This window comes from Bacteroides mediterraneensis (assembly GCF_016900355.1).
Taxonomy (GTDB): domain Bacteria; phylum Bacteroidota; class Bacteroidia; order Bacteroidales; family Bacteroidaceae; genus Phocaeicola.
Genome location: NZ_JACJKA010000003.1, coordinates 1 through 17,897, shown reverse-complemented (window position 1 = coordinate 17,897; position 17,897 = coordinate 1). Strand labels below are relative to the sequence as shown.

General features: G+C 47.5%; 17 protein-coding genes. 9 read left to right on the top strand and 8 right to left on the bottom strand.

The annotated features are described in order from the left end of the window. The first annotated feature begins 4 nt into the window (after nt 1-4). Both H6A28_RS03020 and mazG read left to right on the top strand, forming a co-directional pair. Complete coding sequence (locus tag H6A28_RS03020; RefSeq protein ID WP_204478774.1) at nt 5-1,807, top strand: RagB/SusD family nutrient uptake outer membrane protein; 1,803 nt, start codon at nt 5-7, stop codon at nt 1,805-1,807. A gap of 304 nt (nt 1,808-2,111) precedes the next feature. Further along, nucleotides 2,112-2,897: a nucleoside triphosphate pyrophosphohydrolase gene (gene mazG / locus H6A28_RS03015; protein ID WP_087210364.1), complete on the top strand. Its 786-nt coding sequence runs from the start codon at nt 2,112-2,114 to the stop codon at nt 2,895-2,897. Nucleotides 2,898-3,292: 395 nt separating this feature from the next. Here mazG and H6A28_RS03010 read toward each other — a convergent pair whose 3' ends face one another. Then, a complete protein-coding gene (locus tag H6A28_RS03010; protein WP_239465236.1) occupies nt 3,293-3,808 on the bottom strand; it encodes a helix-turn-helix transcriptional regulator in 516 nt (171 codons plus the stop codon). A 307-nt stretch (nt 3,809-4,115) separates the two neighbouring features. On the opposite strand from H6A28_RS03010, the gene H6A28_RS03005 reads away from it, so the two are divergent. Beyond that, nucleotides 4,116-4,691 carry a DUF2007 domain-containing protein gene (locus H6A28_RS03005; RefSeq protein WP_204474285.1) on the top strand — a complete coding sequence of 192 codons (576 nt, stop codon included), beginning with the start codon at nt 4,116-4,118 and terminating at the stop codon, nt 4,689-4,691. 44 nt (nt 4,692-4,735) lie between these two features. Here the strand turns inward: H6A28_RS03005 and H6A28_RS03000 are convergent, their stop codons facing one another. Next, complete coding sequence (locus H6A28_RS03000) at nt 4,736-5,377, bottom strand: DUF1349 domain-containing protein (RefSeq protein ID WP_204478772.1); 642 nt, start codon at nt 5,375-5,377, stop codon at nt 4,736-4,738. Nucleotides 5,378-5,514: 137 nt separating this feature from the next. Here H6A28_RS03000 and H6A28_RS02995 point away from each other — a divergent pair, with 137 nt between their 5' ends. Both H6A28_RS02995 and H6A28_RS02990 read left to right on the top strand, forming a co-directional pair. Further along, complete coding sequence (locus H6A28_RS02995) at nt 5,515-6,279, top strand: response regulator transcription factor (RefSeq protein ID WP_204478770.1); 765 nt, start codon at nt 5,515-5,517, stop codon at nt 6,277-6,279. A gap of 40 nt (nt 6,280-6,319) precedes the next feature. After that, nucleotides 6,320-8,098: a DUF4091 domain-containing protein gene (locus H6A28_RS02990; RefSeq protein ID WP_204478768.1), complete on the top strand. Its 1,779-nt coding sequence runs from the start codon at nt 6,320-6,322 to the stop codon at nt 8,096-8,098. Nucleotides 8,099-8,178: 80 nt separating this feature from the next. On the opposite strand, the gene H6A28_RS02985 is transcribed toward H6A28_RS02990, so the two are convergent. Beyond that, nucleotides 8,179-8,775 (bottom strand): OmpH family outer membrane protein, encoded by a 597-nt coding sequence (locus H6A28_RS02985; protein ID WP_204478766.1) that lies wholly within the window; start codon nt 8,773-8,775, stop codon nt 8,179-8,181. A 39-nt stretch (nt 8,776-8,814) separates the two neighbouring features. Then, nucleotides 8,815-9,045: a hypothetical protein gene (locus H6A28_RS02980; protein ID WP_204478764.1), complete on the bottom strand. Its 231-nt coding sequence runs from the start codon at nt 9,043-9,045 to the stop codon at nt 8,815-8,817. 142 nt (nt 9,046-9,187) lie between these two features. Here H6A28_RS02980 and H6A28_RS02975 point away from each other — a divergent pair, with 142 nt between their 5' ends. After that, a complete protein-coding gene (locus H6A28_RS02975) occupies nt 9,188-10,645 on the top strand; it encodes an aminoacyl-histidine dipeptidase (RefSeq protein WP_204478762.1) in 1,458 nt (485 codons plus the stop codon). Next, nucleotides 10,642-11,661, top strand: coding sequence for an endonuclease/exonuclease/phosphatase family protein (locus tag H6A28_RS02970; RefSeq protein ID WP_204474272.1), 1,020 nt, complete (start codon nt 10,642-10,644; stop codon nt 11,659-11,661). The genes H6A28_RS02975 and H6A28_RS02970 overlap by 4 nt, the downstream gene beginning before the upstream one ends. Nucleotides 11,662-11,696: 35 nt before the next feature. Here H6A28_RS02970 and H6A28_RS02965 read toward each other — a convergent pair whose 3' ends face one another. Genes H6A28_RS02965 through H6A28_RS02950 form a run of 4 tightly spaced genes read right to left on the bottom strand, consistent with a single transcriptional unit; the run spans nt 11,697 to nt 15,665 of the window. Next, nucleotides 11,697-13,052, bottom strand: coding sequence for a dipeptidase (locus H6A28_RS02965; protein WP_204474270.1), 1,356 nt, complete (start codon nt 13,050-13,052; stop codon nt 11,697-11,699). 11 nt (nt 13,053-13,063) lie between these two features. Further along, nucleotides 13,064-14,143, bottom strand: coding sequence for a chorismate synthase (gene aroC / locus H6A28_RS02960; RefSeq protein WP_204478761.1), 1,080 nt, complete (start codon nt 14,141-14,143; stop codon nt 13,064-13,066). Between the two features lie 27 nt (nt 14,144-14,170). Then, on the bottom strand, nt 14,171-15,070 hold the full coding sequence (locus H6A28_RS02955; protein WP_204478757.1) for a TPM domain-containing protein: 900 nt from the start codon (nt 15,068-15,070) through the stop codon (nt 14,171-14,173). Nucleotides 15,071-15,083: 13 nt separating this feature from the next. Next, a complete protein-coding gene (locus H6A28_RS02950; protein ID WP_204474259.1) occupies nt 15,084-15,665 on the bottom strand; it encodes a LemA family protein in 582 nt (193 codons plus the stop codon). 105 nt (nt 15,666-15,770) lie between these two features. Here H6A28_RS02950 and lepA point away from each other — a divergent pair, with 105 nt between their 5' ends. Both lepA and H6A28_RS02940 read left to right on the top strand, forming a co-directional pair. Further along, complete coding sequence (lepA, locus tag H6A28_RS02945) at nt 15,771-17,552, top strand: translation elongation factor 4 (RefSeq protein ID WP_204474257.1); 1,782 nt, start codon at nt 15,771-15,773, stop codon at nt 17,550-17,552. A gap of 133 nt (nt 17,553-17,685) precedes the next feature. Then, nucleotides 17,686-17,897: transposase (locus H6A28_RS02940; RefSeq protein ID WP_204478756.1), on the top strand; the 212-nt coding region annotated here is incomplete at its 3' end.

Below are 17,897 nucleotides of genomic sequence, written 5' to 3'. Positions count from 1 at the left end.
GATTATGAAAAATAGAAATATCTTTATAGCGCTTGCATTGTTTGCCGGACTTTCATCGTGTGACGACTGGATAGATAAAAGCCCTTTGAGTGATATAACGGAAGAAAATTATTTCAGGACAGAGACCGACCTGCAGCTTTTCAGCAACGGTTTTTATAACAGTATCCTGAATAAATCACCGTATGACGAGCAGAGCGATGTGTATGTACAGCAAGAACTTTCAGACGAGATGTTGGGCGGAGAAAACCGCATCGTTCCTGCCAGCGGGGGAGGATGGAGCTGGACGGCGTTGCGTAGTGTCAATACCTTGCTGGGCAATGTAGACAAATGTGAAGATGCGGAAGCGGCTGTGAAATATACGGCGTTGGCACGTTTCTTCCGTGCCTACTTCTATTATGATAAGGTAAAGCGTTTCGGTGATGTGCCTTGGTATGACAAGGAATTGTTTTCGGATGACCCTGACCTGTATAAGGCACGTGATTCGCGTGAACTGGTGATGACCAATATGCTTGCCGACATCGACTATGCTATCGAGAACCTGCCCACCAAGGAAGAAGAGACCAGCAGTCCTTTCCGTGTAAACCGCTGGGCGGCACTGGCGTTGAAGTCCCGCTTCTGTCTGTACGAAGGTACATACCGGAAATATCATAACCTGACTTTGGAGGGGAATGATTATTCGTATTATCTGCAACAGGCAGCGGATGCGGCAGAAGAATTGATTAATAGCGGTGAATATCATTTGTATTCGACCGATAATCCGGAAGAAGACTATCTGATGCTTTTTGCCGAAGAAGATGCCAATCCCGATGAATACATCCTTGCCATCAAGTTCGATTACGGCATGAGCGTTTACCACAATGCGACGGCACATACGTTGGTGCCTACCCAAGGACGTCCGGGCCTGACCCGTAAGCTTGTCAATACGTATCTGATGAAAGACGGAACACGTTTTACCGACCGTGAAGGATGGGAAACCATGCCGTTTACCGAAGAAGTGAAAGACCGCGACCCGCGTCTGGCACAAAGCATCCGTACTCCGGGTTATCACCGTATCGGGCAGACAGACATCCTGGCTCCCGATTTGTCGGTTAGTGTAACAGGATACCAGCCGATAAAATATGTGCAAGACCCGACAGCTTCGGGCGGTCAGGTAGACCGTAACGACCGTTCTACCTGCGACCTTCCTGTATTCCGTCTGGCTGAAGTCATGCTGAATTTTGCTGAGGCTAAGGCAGAACTGGGAACATTGACGCAAGAAGACTTGGATAAGTCGGTGAATGAAATCCGTGACCGTGTAGGTATGCCGCATTTGGATATGGCTCAGGCTAATGCAAATCCTGATAGTTACCTGTCGTCTGCCGATTACGGCTATACCAATGTGACCGGAAGCAATCAAGGGGTTATCTTGGAAATCCGTCGCGAGCGTGCCATTGAGTTGACTCAGGAAGGTTTCCGTTTCGATGACTTGGTGCGCTGGAAAGCGGGTGCTTGCATCAACCAGTCTATTATGGGCATGTATTTCCCCGGTGCAGGCGAATACGACTTGAGCGGCGACGGTCAGATTGACGTGGTTTTGTATGATGAAGGCGATACCGAACCCGAAGTGCCCGATGCGCAGGTATATCAGATTGGGTCGGACATTATTCTGTCGGAAGGCGATCATGGGTATGTCGATTATCATCACGATATTGTACGTACGGCTTTCAATGAAGAGCGTGATTACCTGTATCCGATACCTATCAACGAACGGTCGCTGAATCCGAATCTGACTCAGAACCCGGGTTGGAACGACGGATTGTCTTTCTAATGAATAGTAATAAATAGTGAACGGTGAATAGCGGCGATGTCTTTTATCGTCGCTATTCACTGTTTAAGTAAGTATGCAAAATGAAATGATATTATCAGAAACACAGATTTTCGCAGATTAGCGCAGATTAAGAACAAATAATTAGAATAATAATCCGCGAAAATCTGCGTTAATCTGCGTTTCTGAGCTGACACATTATATAAACTAATTCTCAACATCTACTTATTATTCATGCTTTTTCAAATCCGCAATAGGTTTTTCCGAAGCTTTTCCTTACTTTTGCAGACGCTAAAATGATAAGTATATGCATACAAGAGAAGAAAAGATAGAAGCTTTCGGGCGGTTGCTCGATGTGCTCGACGAGTTGCGGGTAAAGTGCCCGTGGGACCGGAAGCAGACCAACGAGAGTTTGCGTCCCAACACGATAGAAGAAGTGTATGAGTTGTGCGACGCTCTGATGAAGGACGACAAGAAAAACATTTGCAAGGAATTGGGCGACGTGTTGCTTCACGTGGTGTTCTATGCCAAGATAGGAAGCGAGACGGGCGATTTCGACATCAAGGACGTGTGCGACCGCCTGTGCGACAAGCTGATATTCCGCCATCCACACGTATTCGGCGAAGTGAAGGCGGACACGGCAGAGCAGGTTTCCGAGAACTGGGAGCAAATCAAGCTGAAGGAAAAAGACGGGAACAAGTCTGTGTTGAGCGGAGTGCCCGAGGCATTGCCCTCACTGATAAAAGCATACCGCATTCAGGACAAGGCGCGTAACGTGGGATTTGATTGGGAAGACCGTACGCAGGTATGGGACAAGGTGAAGGAAGAAATCAGCGAGTTCGAATCGGAAGTAGCCACAATGGATAAGGAGAAGGCGGAAGCCGAGTTCGGCGACGTGATGTTCAGCCTTATCAATGCCGCACGTCTGTATAAAATCAATCCCGATAATGCTTTGGAGCGGACAAATCAGAAGTTTATCCGCCGGTTCAACTATCTGGAAGAACATACGCTGAAAGCCGGACGGAAACTGACGGATATGTCATTGGAAGAGATGGACGCTATCTGGGAAGAGGCGAAAAGGCAAGGGCTTTAGGTGATGTTTAAGAAGCTGTTTTGAATTTATCGCCCAAAGCACACACGAAAACGGATACATCAAGCCAAGAAAAACTTTTTGGAGAAATTGGTGTTTATAAATTGAAATAAATGTATTATTGAACATGCCCACCCCTACATCTGCATATTTAAATCCTGAATATTCTTCATAATAGGGCTTGTCAAATACTTATATATATTATGTTATATTATCTTTATGAATAATCAAATTCATTAGTATATAATATGCATCCAATACCAAGAGAATAAAATATTTCAGAAATTCGTCCTACTGTGGGCTTTACAGAATGGAGCTAATCTGTATTTATTCCTTTTATATATTTTTATTCCAGAGACAGTTAACTAAAAGTGGGGATACAGTTTCATAATGCAGTTTCATTGCACAAATTCTTTAAAGTTCCTTTCCCTCGTTTCCTTTTTCCATTCGCTGTTTATGGTGGGCAATATAGCTTTTAATGTATCCTTTCCATAGAATCTGATGGCTTCCTCAATTTCCTGCTGGTTACCATATTCAAATATGCGTTGAATGACCCATTCTTTGTTTTTTATCCAGTTGATTTTTTCTACTCTTGTATCCCAGAATAAAGCTGTGCTGAATTTTGATAAGTCTGGATGCTGGGACCGTTCTTTTTCTGTAATATAGGCATAAACTTGATAATTGGCTTGTATGATGTAAAAATAGCCTTCAATGCCTATTCCTAATGCTTTTTCTATGTTTAAAGACTGCTCGATAGTGAAATCCCGCTTTCCTTTAATTAATTCATTGATTCTTTGTGGATATATACCAGTCTCGGTGGATAGTTCCTTTTGAGTGATTTTTGCTTTCCTCAAAATATGCTCCAGCACTTTTCCTGCCGGTGTCATTTTGGATGTGATATATTCTTCATACATACTGGATTCCTTTATGTTTTGGTACAAAAATACATCAATAAAGGATAATAACCAAATTTGGTGATTATGTTTATGGATACTTTTCTTATTTATCAGTTATAGCATGGTAATGTTCAAAGGTGATATGTTATTTTCATTTTATATGATTCACTTTAGAGCGATATGGAAGATATATCTGAGTATCTTATGATATCTACCTTGAGGTAGTAAAAAGCCAACCTAAAAAATAGGGATAAAAATTTAGAGGTGAATTTTGTTTTTTTTTTTATCTAAATATCAGTATATTAGCGTAAAATCAAATTATAATATGAAAGAATCATTGTATATATCCAAGGAGAAGCCACCGGGTGATGAGAAGTCATGCAATAGCCGGAATGAATGCAATAGGAGGGAAAAACTTCTTATAAAATGTGATACAACTATTTATGCAGACGAGATTACAAATCTGCTTATTGAAAATAATATCGTTTCTCGCCAGCATGATGAGGGGCAAGATCAAAATCCAGGTGCTTATGGTGCTATTACTGGGATTGCGATATATGTTTTTGAAAAAGACTATGAAAAGGCTGCTGAGATAATAAATCCTATTGTGGATAGTAGAAATCAATCTCATGTCTGGTGCCCTAAATGTGGAAGTTACAATGTATCAGCTATAGCCGTAAGTAATAAATACGGAACTGCTATCGCATTATTGTGCATCTTTCTTATTCTTGTTCCCGGGGTTTATCTTCTTTGGGCAAATGATTTTGGTATCAGATCAACTGTTGCCGATTATATCGCATTGTCTATGTTTATTTCGTTTCTTGTAATTGTATTTTTCGGAAAGATTTCTAAGGCCAATTATATATGCAGGGATTGTGACAAAAGATTCCGTCATAAATGATAAAAGAGGTTGCTTCAACTGGGAAGACAACCTCTTTTCATTTCTTATTCCGCATTCTTTTTCAGCCATTCCTGTCGGCGGAGGTCAGGCAGGTGCTTTACCTTGAAATTCTCGAAGGTAGCATTGAAGCCGTTTCCGTCTGGGCTGGCCGCCATGAGACCTACCATGACAGGGACGCAGGCATTGCGCATCATGACATATTCCTTGTCGTCGAAGGAATAGAAGATTTCCACGGCATCCAACCGTCTGACAGCCTTGATCCATATGTAAGGTACCGGCTTGTCCAGTGTGATGACACTCCAGTCGGAAGTCTTGTGGGTGACGACCGTGCTCAGGTTGAACTTGCCGTCCACAAACTCAATGCCTGTCTTGATGTAGTTTTCATGGTCAATGCGCAGCATCAGTCCGGCCTGGTCGAAACGGGTCTTGTAGTCGCCGGTCACTTTTACCTTGACTTCAAACTCACCTCCGTAAGTGGTGTAATAGAAAGGAGCGTCGTCCACGGTAAAACCATAATGTGAAATCCGCCAGTAGTCACTCTGCGGGGTGACAAACATGGTCAGGGCTTGATTTTCAATTTTCCATTGTTCAGGTTCGTTGAACCATTGCATTTTTTCCAGTGTCTGGGCCATTCCGGCTTGAAGTGATGCGCCGAGTGCCAGGCCCAAGATGAGTTGTTTTTTCATATCAGATGAAATTAATTTAGGTTTCTAAATTGGTGAAAAGTTTTCCGAGTGATTCGTGAATAATCATTTTTCCTCGTTATCTTTGCAAATGTAGTGTGTTGGAAACGAATGCACAATGATGATTAATAACCATTTTCATGGACATAGTAGATAAATTGAACAGCCGTTTTTTGACGCAGAGTCTGGTTCCGCAGGGAGACGGGCTGCCGGTGGCGGAGCTGGAAAAATACAAGAAGATTGCTTCCGGTTATGCGGAAATGGAGAATGCGGTGGCAGTATTGAGCGACATGCATACCAATATCAGCTATGTGTATTATGGGCATTTTGCTCAGACCTTGGGATGGAAGCAGGTGCCTGGCACGGAAGATCGGATTGATTCAATCTGGGAAGAGGCTATCCTGAAGCAGATACATCCGGACGATTTGCGCGAGAAATATTTGCAGGAGCTCCGTTTCTTCCATTTCATGCGACGTCAGCCGAAGATGAAGCGGGCCGATTTCTACCTGGCCAGCAAGCTGCGCATGAAGGACGGGGCCGGGAACTATCAGTTTGTGCTGCACCGGTTGTTTTATGTGTCTTCTCCTGTAGAGAACGGATTGTGGCTGGCTTTGTGCGTGTATACGCCTTGGCTTCCGATGTTTTCCGGAAAGAGTGTGGTGGTCAATTCCGTGACGGGCGAGGTGATGGAGCTGGCTCGTCGGCATGACTCGCAGATACTGTCTTACCGGGAGACACAGATTCTCCGATTGATAGCTAAGGGGATGATGAGCAAGGACATTGCCATCCTGCTTTCCATCAGCATCAATACGGTGAGCCGGCATCGGCAGGAAATCCTGCGGAAACTTCAGGTGAAGAGTTCCATAGAGGCCTGTCGGGTGGCGAAGGAGCTGGGAATAATGTAAATGAATTCGATAGTGTATACTAACCTAAATATAATAAGAAATGAAAAAAATGCTGATTCTATCGGTGCTGCTTGCATGCGGCCCGGCCTGCTTTTCACAGCAGGTAGAGAAATTCCCTTTGGGAGATTATGAGGAACTGACAGACACGAAGCCTCACGACGGGGTGGAAGTATGGAACAAGATGAAAGCTCCGGTCCAGTTCTGCTGGGGTACGACGGATGTGCGTTACAAGAAACTGGATGTGCCGGATGCGAAGCAGACCGGTACGCTCCGCCTGAAGGCTTGGAAAGGAGAACGGGTGAACGCACAGGCGGTATTGTGGACACAGAAAGACCTGGAAGGGGCAGAAATGATGGTCAGTGAGTTGAAGAACGGGAGTTCGGTGATTCCGGCTTCGGCAGTACGGACTCATTTTGTGCGTTACGTGATGACTGATGAATTGAACAAGGACGGAAGCGGAGGATGCGGTGTCCGTGAGAATAAGGCGGAGTGGGATTCTTCGATGGTAGCCGATGTGCTCGATATCGTACGGGTGCGGGAAGTAAAAGCGCGCACCACGCAGCCGGTGTGGCTGAACGTATGGGTACCCGCGGAGGCAAGACCGGGAAAATATAAAGGTACGCTGACTGTTTCCGGAAAGAATTTTGAGGCAATGAAACTGCCGTTTGAGATTGAGGTGGTGAACCGCACGTTGCCGGCTCCCAAGGACTGGGTGTTCCATTTGGATTTGTGGCAGAATCCGTATGCCGTGGCGCGATATTATCAGGTGCCGTTGTGGAGCAAGGCACATTTTGATGCCATGCGTCCCATCATGAAGATGCTGGCTAATGCGGGGCAGCGTTCCATTACTGCCAGTATCATGGAGAAGCCTTGGGCCGGGCAGACGGAGGATCCCTATCATAGCATGATTTTCCGGATGAAGAAGCTGGACGGCACGTGGGTGTACGACTATACGGTGTTCGACAAGTGGGTGGAGTTCATGATGAACGAAGTGGGCATCAAGGACTTGATCAGCTGCTACACGATGATTCCGTGGGCGTTGAGTTTTGACTATTTTGACCAAGCTACCAATCAGGTACAGTTTATCAAGGCTGCACCGGGAGATAAAGCATACGCAGAATACTGGGGCACTTTCCTGAAAGATTTCGCTCGTCACCTGCGTGAAAAGGGTTGGTTTGAAAAGACGGCTATCTCTATGGACGAACGTCCGATGGAAGCCATGCAGGAGGCTATCAAGGTAATTAAGTCGGCCGATCCGGAATTCAAGATTACGCTGGCCGGAAACTATCACGAAGAGATTCAGGGCGATTTGTATTACCTCAGCATTCCTTACGGAAACCAGTTCCCGGCAGAGGTGAAAGCGGAACGCGAACGCAAGGGACAAATCTGTACGGTGTACACTTGCTGTACGGAGGCGTTCCCGAATACGTTTACTTTCTCAGCACCGGCGGAAGCCGCATGGACGGCGCTGCATGCTGTGGCAGGCGGATACGACGGTTATCTGCGTTGGGCGGTGAACAGCTGGCCGATGGACCCGTTGCGTGATTCCCGTTTCCGTACATGGGCAGCCGGGGATACTTACAGTATCTATCCGGGTCCGCGCAGCAGTATCCGTTTTGAACGGTTGGTAGAGGGTTTGCAGGATTGCGAGAAAATCTATGTGCTGCGGAAGGAACTGGAAGCCAAGGGGGCTACCGGAAAGTTGAAGAAACTGAACGCCAAGCTATCGGAGTTTACGCCGGAAGGTTGGATTAAGACGAACAAGAAATCGCCTGCCTTGATGGTGAAAGAAATGAATGCGTTGCTGAATGAGATGTAACCACAGGCGATAAGTCGCCATAAAAAAAGTCCGGTCTAAAAGGCCGGACTCTTCTTTTGTATGATAAAATGATAAGAAATTTATTTCTTGGTGCTCGGGTTGTAGCGTGCGTTCAAGCCGTCTACAATTTCTTGTGTGATATCCAGTGATTTGTCAGCATACAGCAGGTTGTCCAACTGGGTGTTGCTGATGATCAGGCTGTAGCCTTTCTTCTGGTTGTATACTTTCAGGAATGAATTGATAGAGTCGCGGAGCTGCAAGCTGTTCTTCTGGTTTTCTGCCTGAAGATCTGCATAAAGCTTTTCCTGCAATTGCTGCAAGTCGCGCTGTTTCTGCAACAGACGGGCATTTTCCTGTTCTGCACGTTCGCGGCTGGCAAATCCATTGTTTTCCAATTTACGCTGGAACTCTCTCATTTCCCCGTCCAGTTCCTTTGCTTTTTCGTTCAGAGTAGTACGGATGTTTTCTTCTTTCTGAATCATCAGTTCGTTCAGGTCATTCCAGAAGCGGTATTTTGTCAGCAGGGAATCTACCTCTACATAAGCGATTTTCATATTGGTACCTGCTACTGCCGGAGCAGCTGTCTCAGTGGAAGTTCCCTTTTTTTCTGTACATTGTGTAAACAGGAGTACTACGGCAAGCGCCAGAAGTCCCTTCAATACATTCGTTTTCTTCATAATGATAGTGATATCGTTTTTTTAGTTAATTATTAGCGTTTATTCTGCTTCGGTATGAACTGGCTGTCTTTCCGGAATGGCATGAGGATTGAGGTGCTGGGCCTCACGGTCTTGTGACTGTACACATCCGATTCCTCTTTTGCGCATAGCCTTGCTGCCGCTTACATGGGTATTTGGAAAGCGTCCGTTTTTCTTGAAAATTATTTTTACCGATAATAGCGCTATGCAGATAGCAACTATTAACAAAGTTATCAGAAGAGTCTTGAGCATTTCTATTAATTTTGTGCTGCAAAGATATAGTTTTTGTCCCGATTCCTTCGGGTTTTGTCTTTAAAAAAGCCTTTTACGTAGGTGAAAACGGCTTATTTAACTTTTGTTTGCATGAGTTTTAAACGTTTATAGAGATACTTTTATGGAAAAGAAAGATTTACAGCCGGCATCAGTTTTTCATTATTTTGAAGAAATCTGTCGTGTGCCGCGTCCTTCAAAGAAAGAAGAAAAGATTCGGAAGTTCCTGGTGGATTTTGCCCAGGCACAAGGGTTGGAATATAAGGTGGATGAAGCAGGCAATGTGCTGATCTGTAAACCGGCTACGGCGGGTATGGAACACCTGAAGAAGGTAGTGTTGCAGTCGCATATGGACATGGTATGTGAGAAAAACAACCAGACGGTACATAATTTTGAAACAGACCCGATTGAAACGTATATCGATGGGGAATGGCTGAGAGCGAAAGGTACCACGCTGGGTGCGGACAACGGCATCGGAATGGCTACGGAACTGGCGGTACTGGCATCAAAGGATATCCAGCACGGACCGCTGGAATGTTTGTTCACCGTGGACGAGGAAACCGGACTGACCGGGGCATTTGCCTTGAAGGAAGGTTTCATGAGCGGGGACATCCTGATTAACTTGGATTCAGAAGACGAAGGGGAACTGTTTATCGGATGTGCCGGAGGAGCCGGTACTACGGCTGAATTCCCGTGCCCGATGACGGCGGCTCCGGAAGGTTATTTCTTCTTCAAGGTGACCATCAAGGGATTGACTGGCGGTCATTCAGGGGATGACATCAACAAGAACCGGGCCAATGCCAACAAGTTGCTCGACCGTTTCCTGGTGATTCTGATGAAACAGTATGATTTGCGTCTGAGCCTGATTGACGGAGGTAATTTGCACAATGCCATTCCGCGTGAGGCACATGCTGTATGTGCGGTGCCGATGGCCGACAAGGAAAATGTTCGGGTAGCCCTGAATATGTTCCTGGCAGATGTAGAAAATGAGTTTTCGGTTACGGAACCGAACCTGGTCATGGAACTGGAATCGGAAACGCCTTGTGCGGAAGTGATGGAAAAAGAAGCGATGAAGCGCTTCCTGCTTTCATTGTATGCCGTACATCACGGAGTATATGCCATGAGTCAGGACATTGAGGGACTGGTGGAAACTTCTTCCAATTTAGCCTCTGTGAAGATGCGCGACGGCAAGATTGTGGTAGTAACCAGCCAGCGTAGCTCTATTCTTTCTTCTCGCGAGGATATGTCGCAGATGGTACGTGCGGCCTTCGAACTGGGTGGAGCCACTTGTGTCACTGGGGACGGTTATCCGGGCTGGAAACCGAATCCGTCGTCTGCTATTTTGAAAGTGGCAGTGGAAAGCTACAAACGTCTGTTTGGAGTGGAACCGAAGGTGAAGGCTATCCATGCGGGACTGGAATGTGGCTTGTTCCTGGAGAAATACCCGTCGTTGGATATGGTTTCTTTCGGACCGACTTTGCGTGGAGTACATTCCCCCGACGAGCGTATGCTGATTCCTACGGTAGATAAGTTCTGGCGTCACTTGCTGGATGTGTTGGCACATATTCCGGCTCGTGCATGAGAAAGATAATCTATGGTTTGCTATGGGCTGTGTGCGGCATGGATGTCGCACCGGCTCAGGCACAGCAGACATTCCGGGTGATGGAGTACAACGTGGAGAACCTGTTCGACTGCCGTCACGATTCGTTGAAGCAGGATACGGAGTTCTTGCCGGGCAGCGTGCGGAACTGGACTTTCAATCGTTTTCAGGACAAGCTGGAGAAGATTGGCAAGGTGATTCTGGCCGCAGGAAAGGAGCAGGTGCCCGATTTGGTTGGCTTGTGTGAAGTGGAAAATGAGTTTTGTGTGAAGAGTCTGACGCATCATTCTCCGCTTCGGGAAGCAGGCTATCGGTATGTCATGACGGATTCACCCGATGAACGGGGAATTGATGTGGCGCTGCTGTATCAGCCCACTTCGTTCCGTTTGCTGACTTCACAGAAAATCCGCATTCCTTCCGACTCGTTGGGTATGCGGCCTACACGCGATGTGCTGTATGTTTCGGGGCGTGTGGTCAGCGGGGACACCTTGGATGTATTTGTCTGTCATCTTCCCTCGCGGGTAGGAGGAGCCGAGAAAACAGACCCGTACCGTTTGTGGGTGGCTCGCAGGGTTCGCCAGGCGGCCGATTCAGTGATGGCTGAGCGTCAGGACCCCCGTCTGATTATTATGGGAGATTTCAATGATTATCCCGATGGAAAGTCGCTGCAGGAAGGACTGCGGGTATCTGTGCTGGGTGAAAAACCGGAACCGGGTGCCTTGTATAATCTGATGGAAAACCAGCCGGACGGGACTTACCGTTATAAAAGTGAATGGGGCGTACTGGATCAGATGGTGGTAAACGGTGGTTTGCTGCAACCGGATGCACGTACCCGGACCTCAAAGGAAAAGGCCGCCATCTTGCGTTTCCCTTTCTTGCTGGAAGAAGACAATGTGTATGGCGGAGATACGCCCTTCCGTACGTATAAAGGAATGAAATATCATGGAGGATACAGTGACCATCTTCCGGTACTGCTGGAACTGACGGTGGAGGAATAAAACGAAAAAGGGTGACCTGAAGTCACCCTTTTTTGTTATTTATATTGCAAGTGGAATTCCACTACTGCCTCTATTCCTTTTCTGAAAATATCGAGCGAGAAGTTTTCATTCGGGGAATGAATGGCATCGCTTTCCAGTCCGAATCCCATCAGAATGGTCTTGATGCCGAGTATCTGTTCAAAGTCGCTGATGATAGGGATACTTCCTCCACGACGAACGGCCAGCGGTTTCTTGCCGAAAGCTTTTTCAAATCCTTTTTCGGCTGCCTGATAGGCCGGATGGTGGATAGGGCAGACATAGCCTTCACCGCCATGCATCGGAGTGACTTTCACCTGTACATAGTCGGGGGCTTGCTGGGTAAGATAGTCTACAAACAGCTGGGATATTTTTTCATGCTGCTGGTGGGGTACTAGACGGCTGGATACTTTGGCGTAGGCTTTGGAAGGCAAAACCGTCTTGGAGCCTTCACCGGTGTATCCTCCCCAGATACCGCAGATATCGAATGACGGGCGGCAGCTGTTGCGTTCCAGCGTAGAATAGCCTTTTTCGCCTTTCAGGGCTTTCACGCCGATGGCTTCCATGTATTTCTTTTCATCGAACGGAATCTGGGCAATCATGGCGCGTTCGGCAGCCGGCACTTCTTCTACATCGTCATAGAAATGAGGGACGGTGATACGGCCGTCGGCATCAATGACTTTGGAAAGCAGGTCGCAGAGTACATTGATGGGGTTGGCTACGGCACCGCCGAAATGGCCGGAATGAAGGTCGCGGTTCGGACCCGTCACCTCGATTTCCCAGTAAGCCAGGCCTCTCAGTCCGGTGGTGAGGGAGGGAAGGTCTGCACCTAACATGCTGGTATCGGATACCAGAATGACATCGGCTTTCAGCAGTTCCTTGTGCGCTTTCAGGAAGGCATTCAGGCTGGGAGAACCGATTTCTTCTTCTCCTTCAAAGATGAATTTCACATTATGGTGAAGCAGGCCTTCGCGTACGAGGTATTCGAAGGCTTTGACTTGAATCATCGACTGCCCTTTGTCGTCGTCGGCTCCGCGGGCCCAGATATGTCCGTCGCGTACTTCCGGTTCGAAAGGCGGGGTTTTCCACAATTCCAATGGTTCGGCGGGCATCACGTCGTAGTGGGCATATACCAGTACGGTGGGGGCATCGGGACTGACACGTTTTTCGGCGTACACCAGCGGATGTCCTTCCGAGGGCATTACCATGGCTTCGTCGGCTCCTGCTTCGAGCAGCAGTTGGCGCCAGCGTTCGGCACAGGCCAGCATGTCTTCCTTGTGTGCGGGCAGGGCACTGATGCTGGGGATACGGATGAGGCTGAACAGTTCGTCGAGGAACCGGGCTTCGTTTGCTTGTATGTATTGTTTGATTTCCATGAGGCTTTTATTTATAAGTGGGTTGTCTTGTTAAGCAAGTAATAATCGAGGATGGTCATGGCTGCCATGGCTTCTACGATGGGGACTGCACGCGGCAGGACGCAAGGGTCGTGACGGCCGCGGGCTTTCAAGATGGTTTCATTGCCGTGAATGTCGACTGTGGGCTGTTCCATCAGTACGGTAGCAACTGGTTTGAAGGCCACCCGGAAGTAAATGTCCTGTCCGTTACTGATACCTCCCTGGATACCTCCGGAGCGGTTGGTACGGAAGCCGATTTTGTCGCCGTCGCGATAGAAAATATCGTTCTGTTGGCTGCCTTTCATTTCCATGTGTCCGAAGCCCTGTCCGTATTCAAAGCCTTTGACGGCATTGATGCTGAGCATGGCATTGCCCAAAGCGGCATGCAGCTTGCCGTAGACCGGCTGTCCCAGTCCGATGGGGCATCCCTGAATGACACAGCTGATGACGCCACCGATGGTATCGCCTTCGCCTTTGGTCTTGTAAATGTAGTCTGCCATTTGCTGTGCCAGTTCCTGGTCGGGGCAGCGCACGGGGTTGTTTTCGATGGTGCTCAGGTCATACGCCGTGTAATCTTTGTCGAGCTTGAAGGTGCCCACCTGTGAGGTGAAGGCAGTAATGCGGATGCCTAACTGTTTCAGGGCCAGTTTAGCCAGTGCTCCTCCCACTACGCGGGTGATGGTTTCACGGGCAGACGAACGTCCGCCTCCCCGATGGTCACGTATGCCGTATTTCTGCGTATAGGTGAAATCGGCATGCGAAGGACGGAATACGTCTTTCATGTTGTCGTAATCGTTGGAATGCTGGTTGGTGTTCCATACGACAAATCCGATGGGGCATCCTGTCGATACGCCTTCGTAAATGCCGGAAAGGAATTCCACCTCATCGGCCTCTTTGCGGGCCGTGGTGATGGACGATTGTCCCGGTCGGCGACGGACCAGTTCCCGTTGAATGAAATCCATATCGATGGCGATGCCTGCGGGAAATCCGTCGATGACGCCGCCTATAGCTTTTCCGTGTGATTCACCGAAGCTGGTGAGACGGAAGATATTTCCAAAAGTGTTATTGTACATGGTTGTATAGTATAATTGTGATTGTAATCAGAATTTGCTTCCGGCACCTCCGCCGCCAAAGCTTCCTCCTCCGAAACTTCCGCCACCGAAGCCGCCTCCAAAGAACGGTCCGCCTAGGAAAGGTCCTCCGTTGCCACCCCGATGGTGGAAATCGTCATCGTTCACTTTCCGCTGGACGTGGCGTACATGACCGCAATGGCTGCACAGGTAGGTCACTTCTTCAGTTCGTACACCTCCTACACGGGAAATGGTACGGACGGAGACTTGCTTCAGGGTATGTTTGTGGCAATTGGGGCATTTGTTCCGCTGGCGTACCGAATACCAAAGCAAGGCCGGCACCAAAATGAAACAGCATCCCAATACAAGGAAGAGCAGGAGGTTGTCGGATTCTCCTTCGGGAGGAGTGGGGGAACCGGAACTCTTGTCCAGTATCTGGCGTACAGCTTGCACGCCTGCCACCATCCCGGCATCCCAGTTACCTTTGCTCAGGTAAGGATTCATGTAGCGGGTTTGGATACGTTTGCAGATGGCATCGGGAAGGATACCTTCCAGACCGTATCCGGTGGCAAACTGGATGCACCGTTCCTCGGTGACCAGCAGGATGACCAGTCCGTTGTCTTTGCCTTTCTGGCCGACGCCGTTTTTTTCACCCAACTGGTAAGCGAAGTCAAAGCAGTCGCCTCCTTCTATCTGACGGACAGCCACGACCAAGGTCTGGATACCGGTCTTTTGCTCCAAGGCGAAAAGCGTGGTGTCCATGACGGCTACAGCTGCGTCGCTTAATATCCCATCGGGGTTGCTGACATACCGTGTCCGGTTCTGCAAATGTACAAGGGGAATATCTTCTACCTTGTAGCCTTCTGCTTGCAAGGGGCAGAGGGAGATAGTCAGCAGGAAGAATATTCCCAGTAAGAAATAACGTTTCATGTGTAAGCCCGGTTTAGAACTTAACTTCCGGAGCTTTCTCACTGCCTTCTTCGGCTTCGAAATAAGGACGTTTTTCAAATCCGAACAGGCCGGCTACGATGTTTTTCGGGAAACGGCGGATGCTCGTGTTATATTCGCGGGCCGTTTCATTGAATTTGCGACGTTCTACACTGATACGGTTTTCGGTTCCTTCCAGTTGGGCTTGCAGCTCCTTGAAGTTTTCATTGGCTTTCAACTCCGGATAGTTTTCTGTCACAGCAAGCAGACGGCTCAATGCACTGCCTACGGCACCTTGGGCTTTTTGATAAGCTTCAATCTTTTCCGGAGTCAGGTCGTCGATGTCGATGGTCATCTGGGTAGCTTTGGCTCTGGCGGAAACTACGGCATCGAAGGTTTCTTTTTCATGAGCAGCATATCCCTTGACAGTGTTGACCAAGTTCGGAATCAGGTCGGAACGGCGCTGGTATTGGTTTTCTACATTGCTCCATGCAGTGCCTACGGTTTCTTCCTGAGTCACTAAAGAGTTATACGAGGTAACGCAGTAAATAACGATGACAGCGACTACTGCGATAAGAATAATCCATGTTTTTTTCATATGGGTTAATGATGTTTTATGATTAGTTTCAATGGCAAACATACATAAAAATCTCTTTTTTTGCCTATCTTTGCACAATAATTTTGATAAGTTGTAATATTATATATGAAGAATATCCGAAACTTTTGCATTATTGCACACATTGACCACGGGAAGTCCACTTTGGCCGACCGCTTGCTGGAATATACGCAGACCATCAAGATTACGGAAGGACAGATGCTGGATGATATGGATTTGGAACGCGAGCGTGGTATTACTATCAAGAGCCACGCCATTCAGATGGAGTATACTTATAAAGGTGAAAAATACATTCTGAACCTGATTGATACTCCGGGGCATGTGGACTTCTCTTACGAAGTGTCTCGTTCCATTGCGGCGTGTGAAGGTGCCTTGCTGGTAGTGGATGCTTCGCAGGGTGTGCAGGCACAGACCATTTCAAACTTGTATATGGCGTTGGAACATGACTTGGAAATCATTCCGGTGATGAATAAATGTGATATGGCCAGTGCGATGCCGGAAGAAGTGGAGGATGAGATTGTCGACTTGCTGGGATGCAAGCGCGAAGAGATTATCCGTGCTTCCGGTAAGACGGGATTGGGAGTGGAAGAAATCTTGCAGGCCGTCATCGAGCGGATTCCGGCTCCTCAGGGAGATGAGAGTGCTCCGTTGCAAGCGTTGATTTTCGACTCTGTCTTCAATTCCTTCCGAGGTATTATCGCATATTTCAAGGTGGAGAACGGTATCATCCGGACCGGCGACAAGGTGAAATTCTTCAATACAGGAAAAGAATATGTGGCAGACGAAGTGGGTGTCTTGAAGATGGACATGGTGCCACGGAAAGAACTTCGTACCGGTGATGTAGGCTATATCATTTCGGGTATCAAGACCTCACGAGAAGTGAAGGTGGGTGATACCATTACGCATATCGACCGCCCGTGCGATAAGGCTATCGACGGATTTGAGGAAGTGAAACCGATGGTGTTTGCCGGGGTGTATCCGATAGAGGCGGAAGATTATGAGAATCTGCGTGCTTCATTGGAGAAACTTCAGTTGAACGATGCGTCTCTGACTTTCCAGCCGGAATCGTCTCTGGCATTGGGATTTGGTTTCCGATGCGGTTTCTTGGGATTGCTTCATATGGAGATTGTGCAGGAACGTCTGGACCGCGAGTTTGACATGAATGTCATTACTACGGTGCCGAACGTATCTTATATGGTATACGACAAGCAGGGTGGGGTGCAGGAAGTACATAATCCGGGCGGTATGCCGGATCCTACCTTGATTGATCACATTGAAGAACCTTATATTGACGCTTCCATCATTACTTCGACCGACTATATCGGTCCGATTATGACCCTTTGCTTGGGCAAACGTGGCGAGTTGGTAAAACAGGATTATATTTCCGGTAACCGTGTGGAACTGCATTACAAGATGCCGTTGGGAGAAATTGTGATTGATTTTTACGATAAACTGAAGAGTATCTCCAAGGGATATGCTTCGTTCGACTATCATCAGTCGGGTTTCCGTCCTTCCAAGCTGGTGAAACTGGATATTTTGCTGAATGGAGAATCAGTAGATGCGCTGTCTACCTTGACTCATTTTGACAATGCCTACGATTTGGGCCGTCGGATGTGTGAGAAATTGAAGGAACTGATACCTCGTCAGCAGTTCGAAATTGCCATTCAGGCAGCTATCGGTGCCAAGATTATTGCACGTGAAACCATCAAGGCAGTCCGCAAGGATGTAACGGCCAAATGTTACGGAGGTGACGTGAGCCGTAAGCGTAAGCTGTTGGAAAAACAGAAACGAGGGAAAAAACGTATGAAGCAGATTGGTACGGTAGAGGTGCCGCAGAAGGCGTTTTTAGCAGTGTTGAAGCTCGATTAATTGATTTTTGCATAGGAAAAGAGGGTGTGTCAAAATGCATACCCTCTTTTTTTATGACAACGCCCCGACTTTCCCAAGCCGAGGCGTTGTTATTACCTAAAGATTTTGTATCTTTAGGCATAAGCAAAGTAATATGGCAAAGATACATTTTCGTTCTTACAATCCCAATCAAATCGTCCTTTTCCCACAAAGAATAGATGAAAATATTCCATCGGACGATCCTGTACGTATTCTGAATGCTATGGTTGACAACCTTGACCTTAGTTCGTTCCATAAATTGTATAAGGAGTTCGGCCGTTCTCCCTATCACCCACGAATGATGCTCAAAGCTGTTTTGTATGCCTA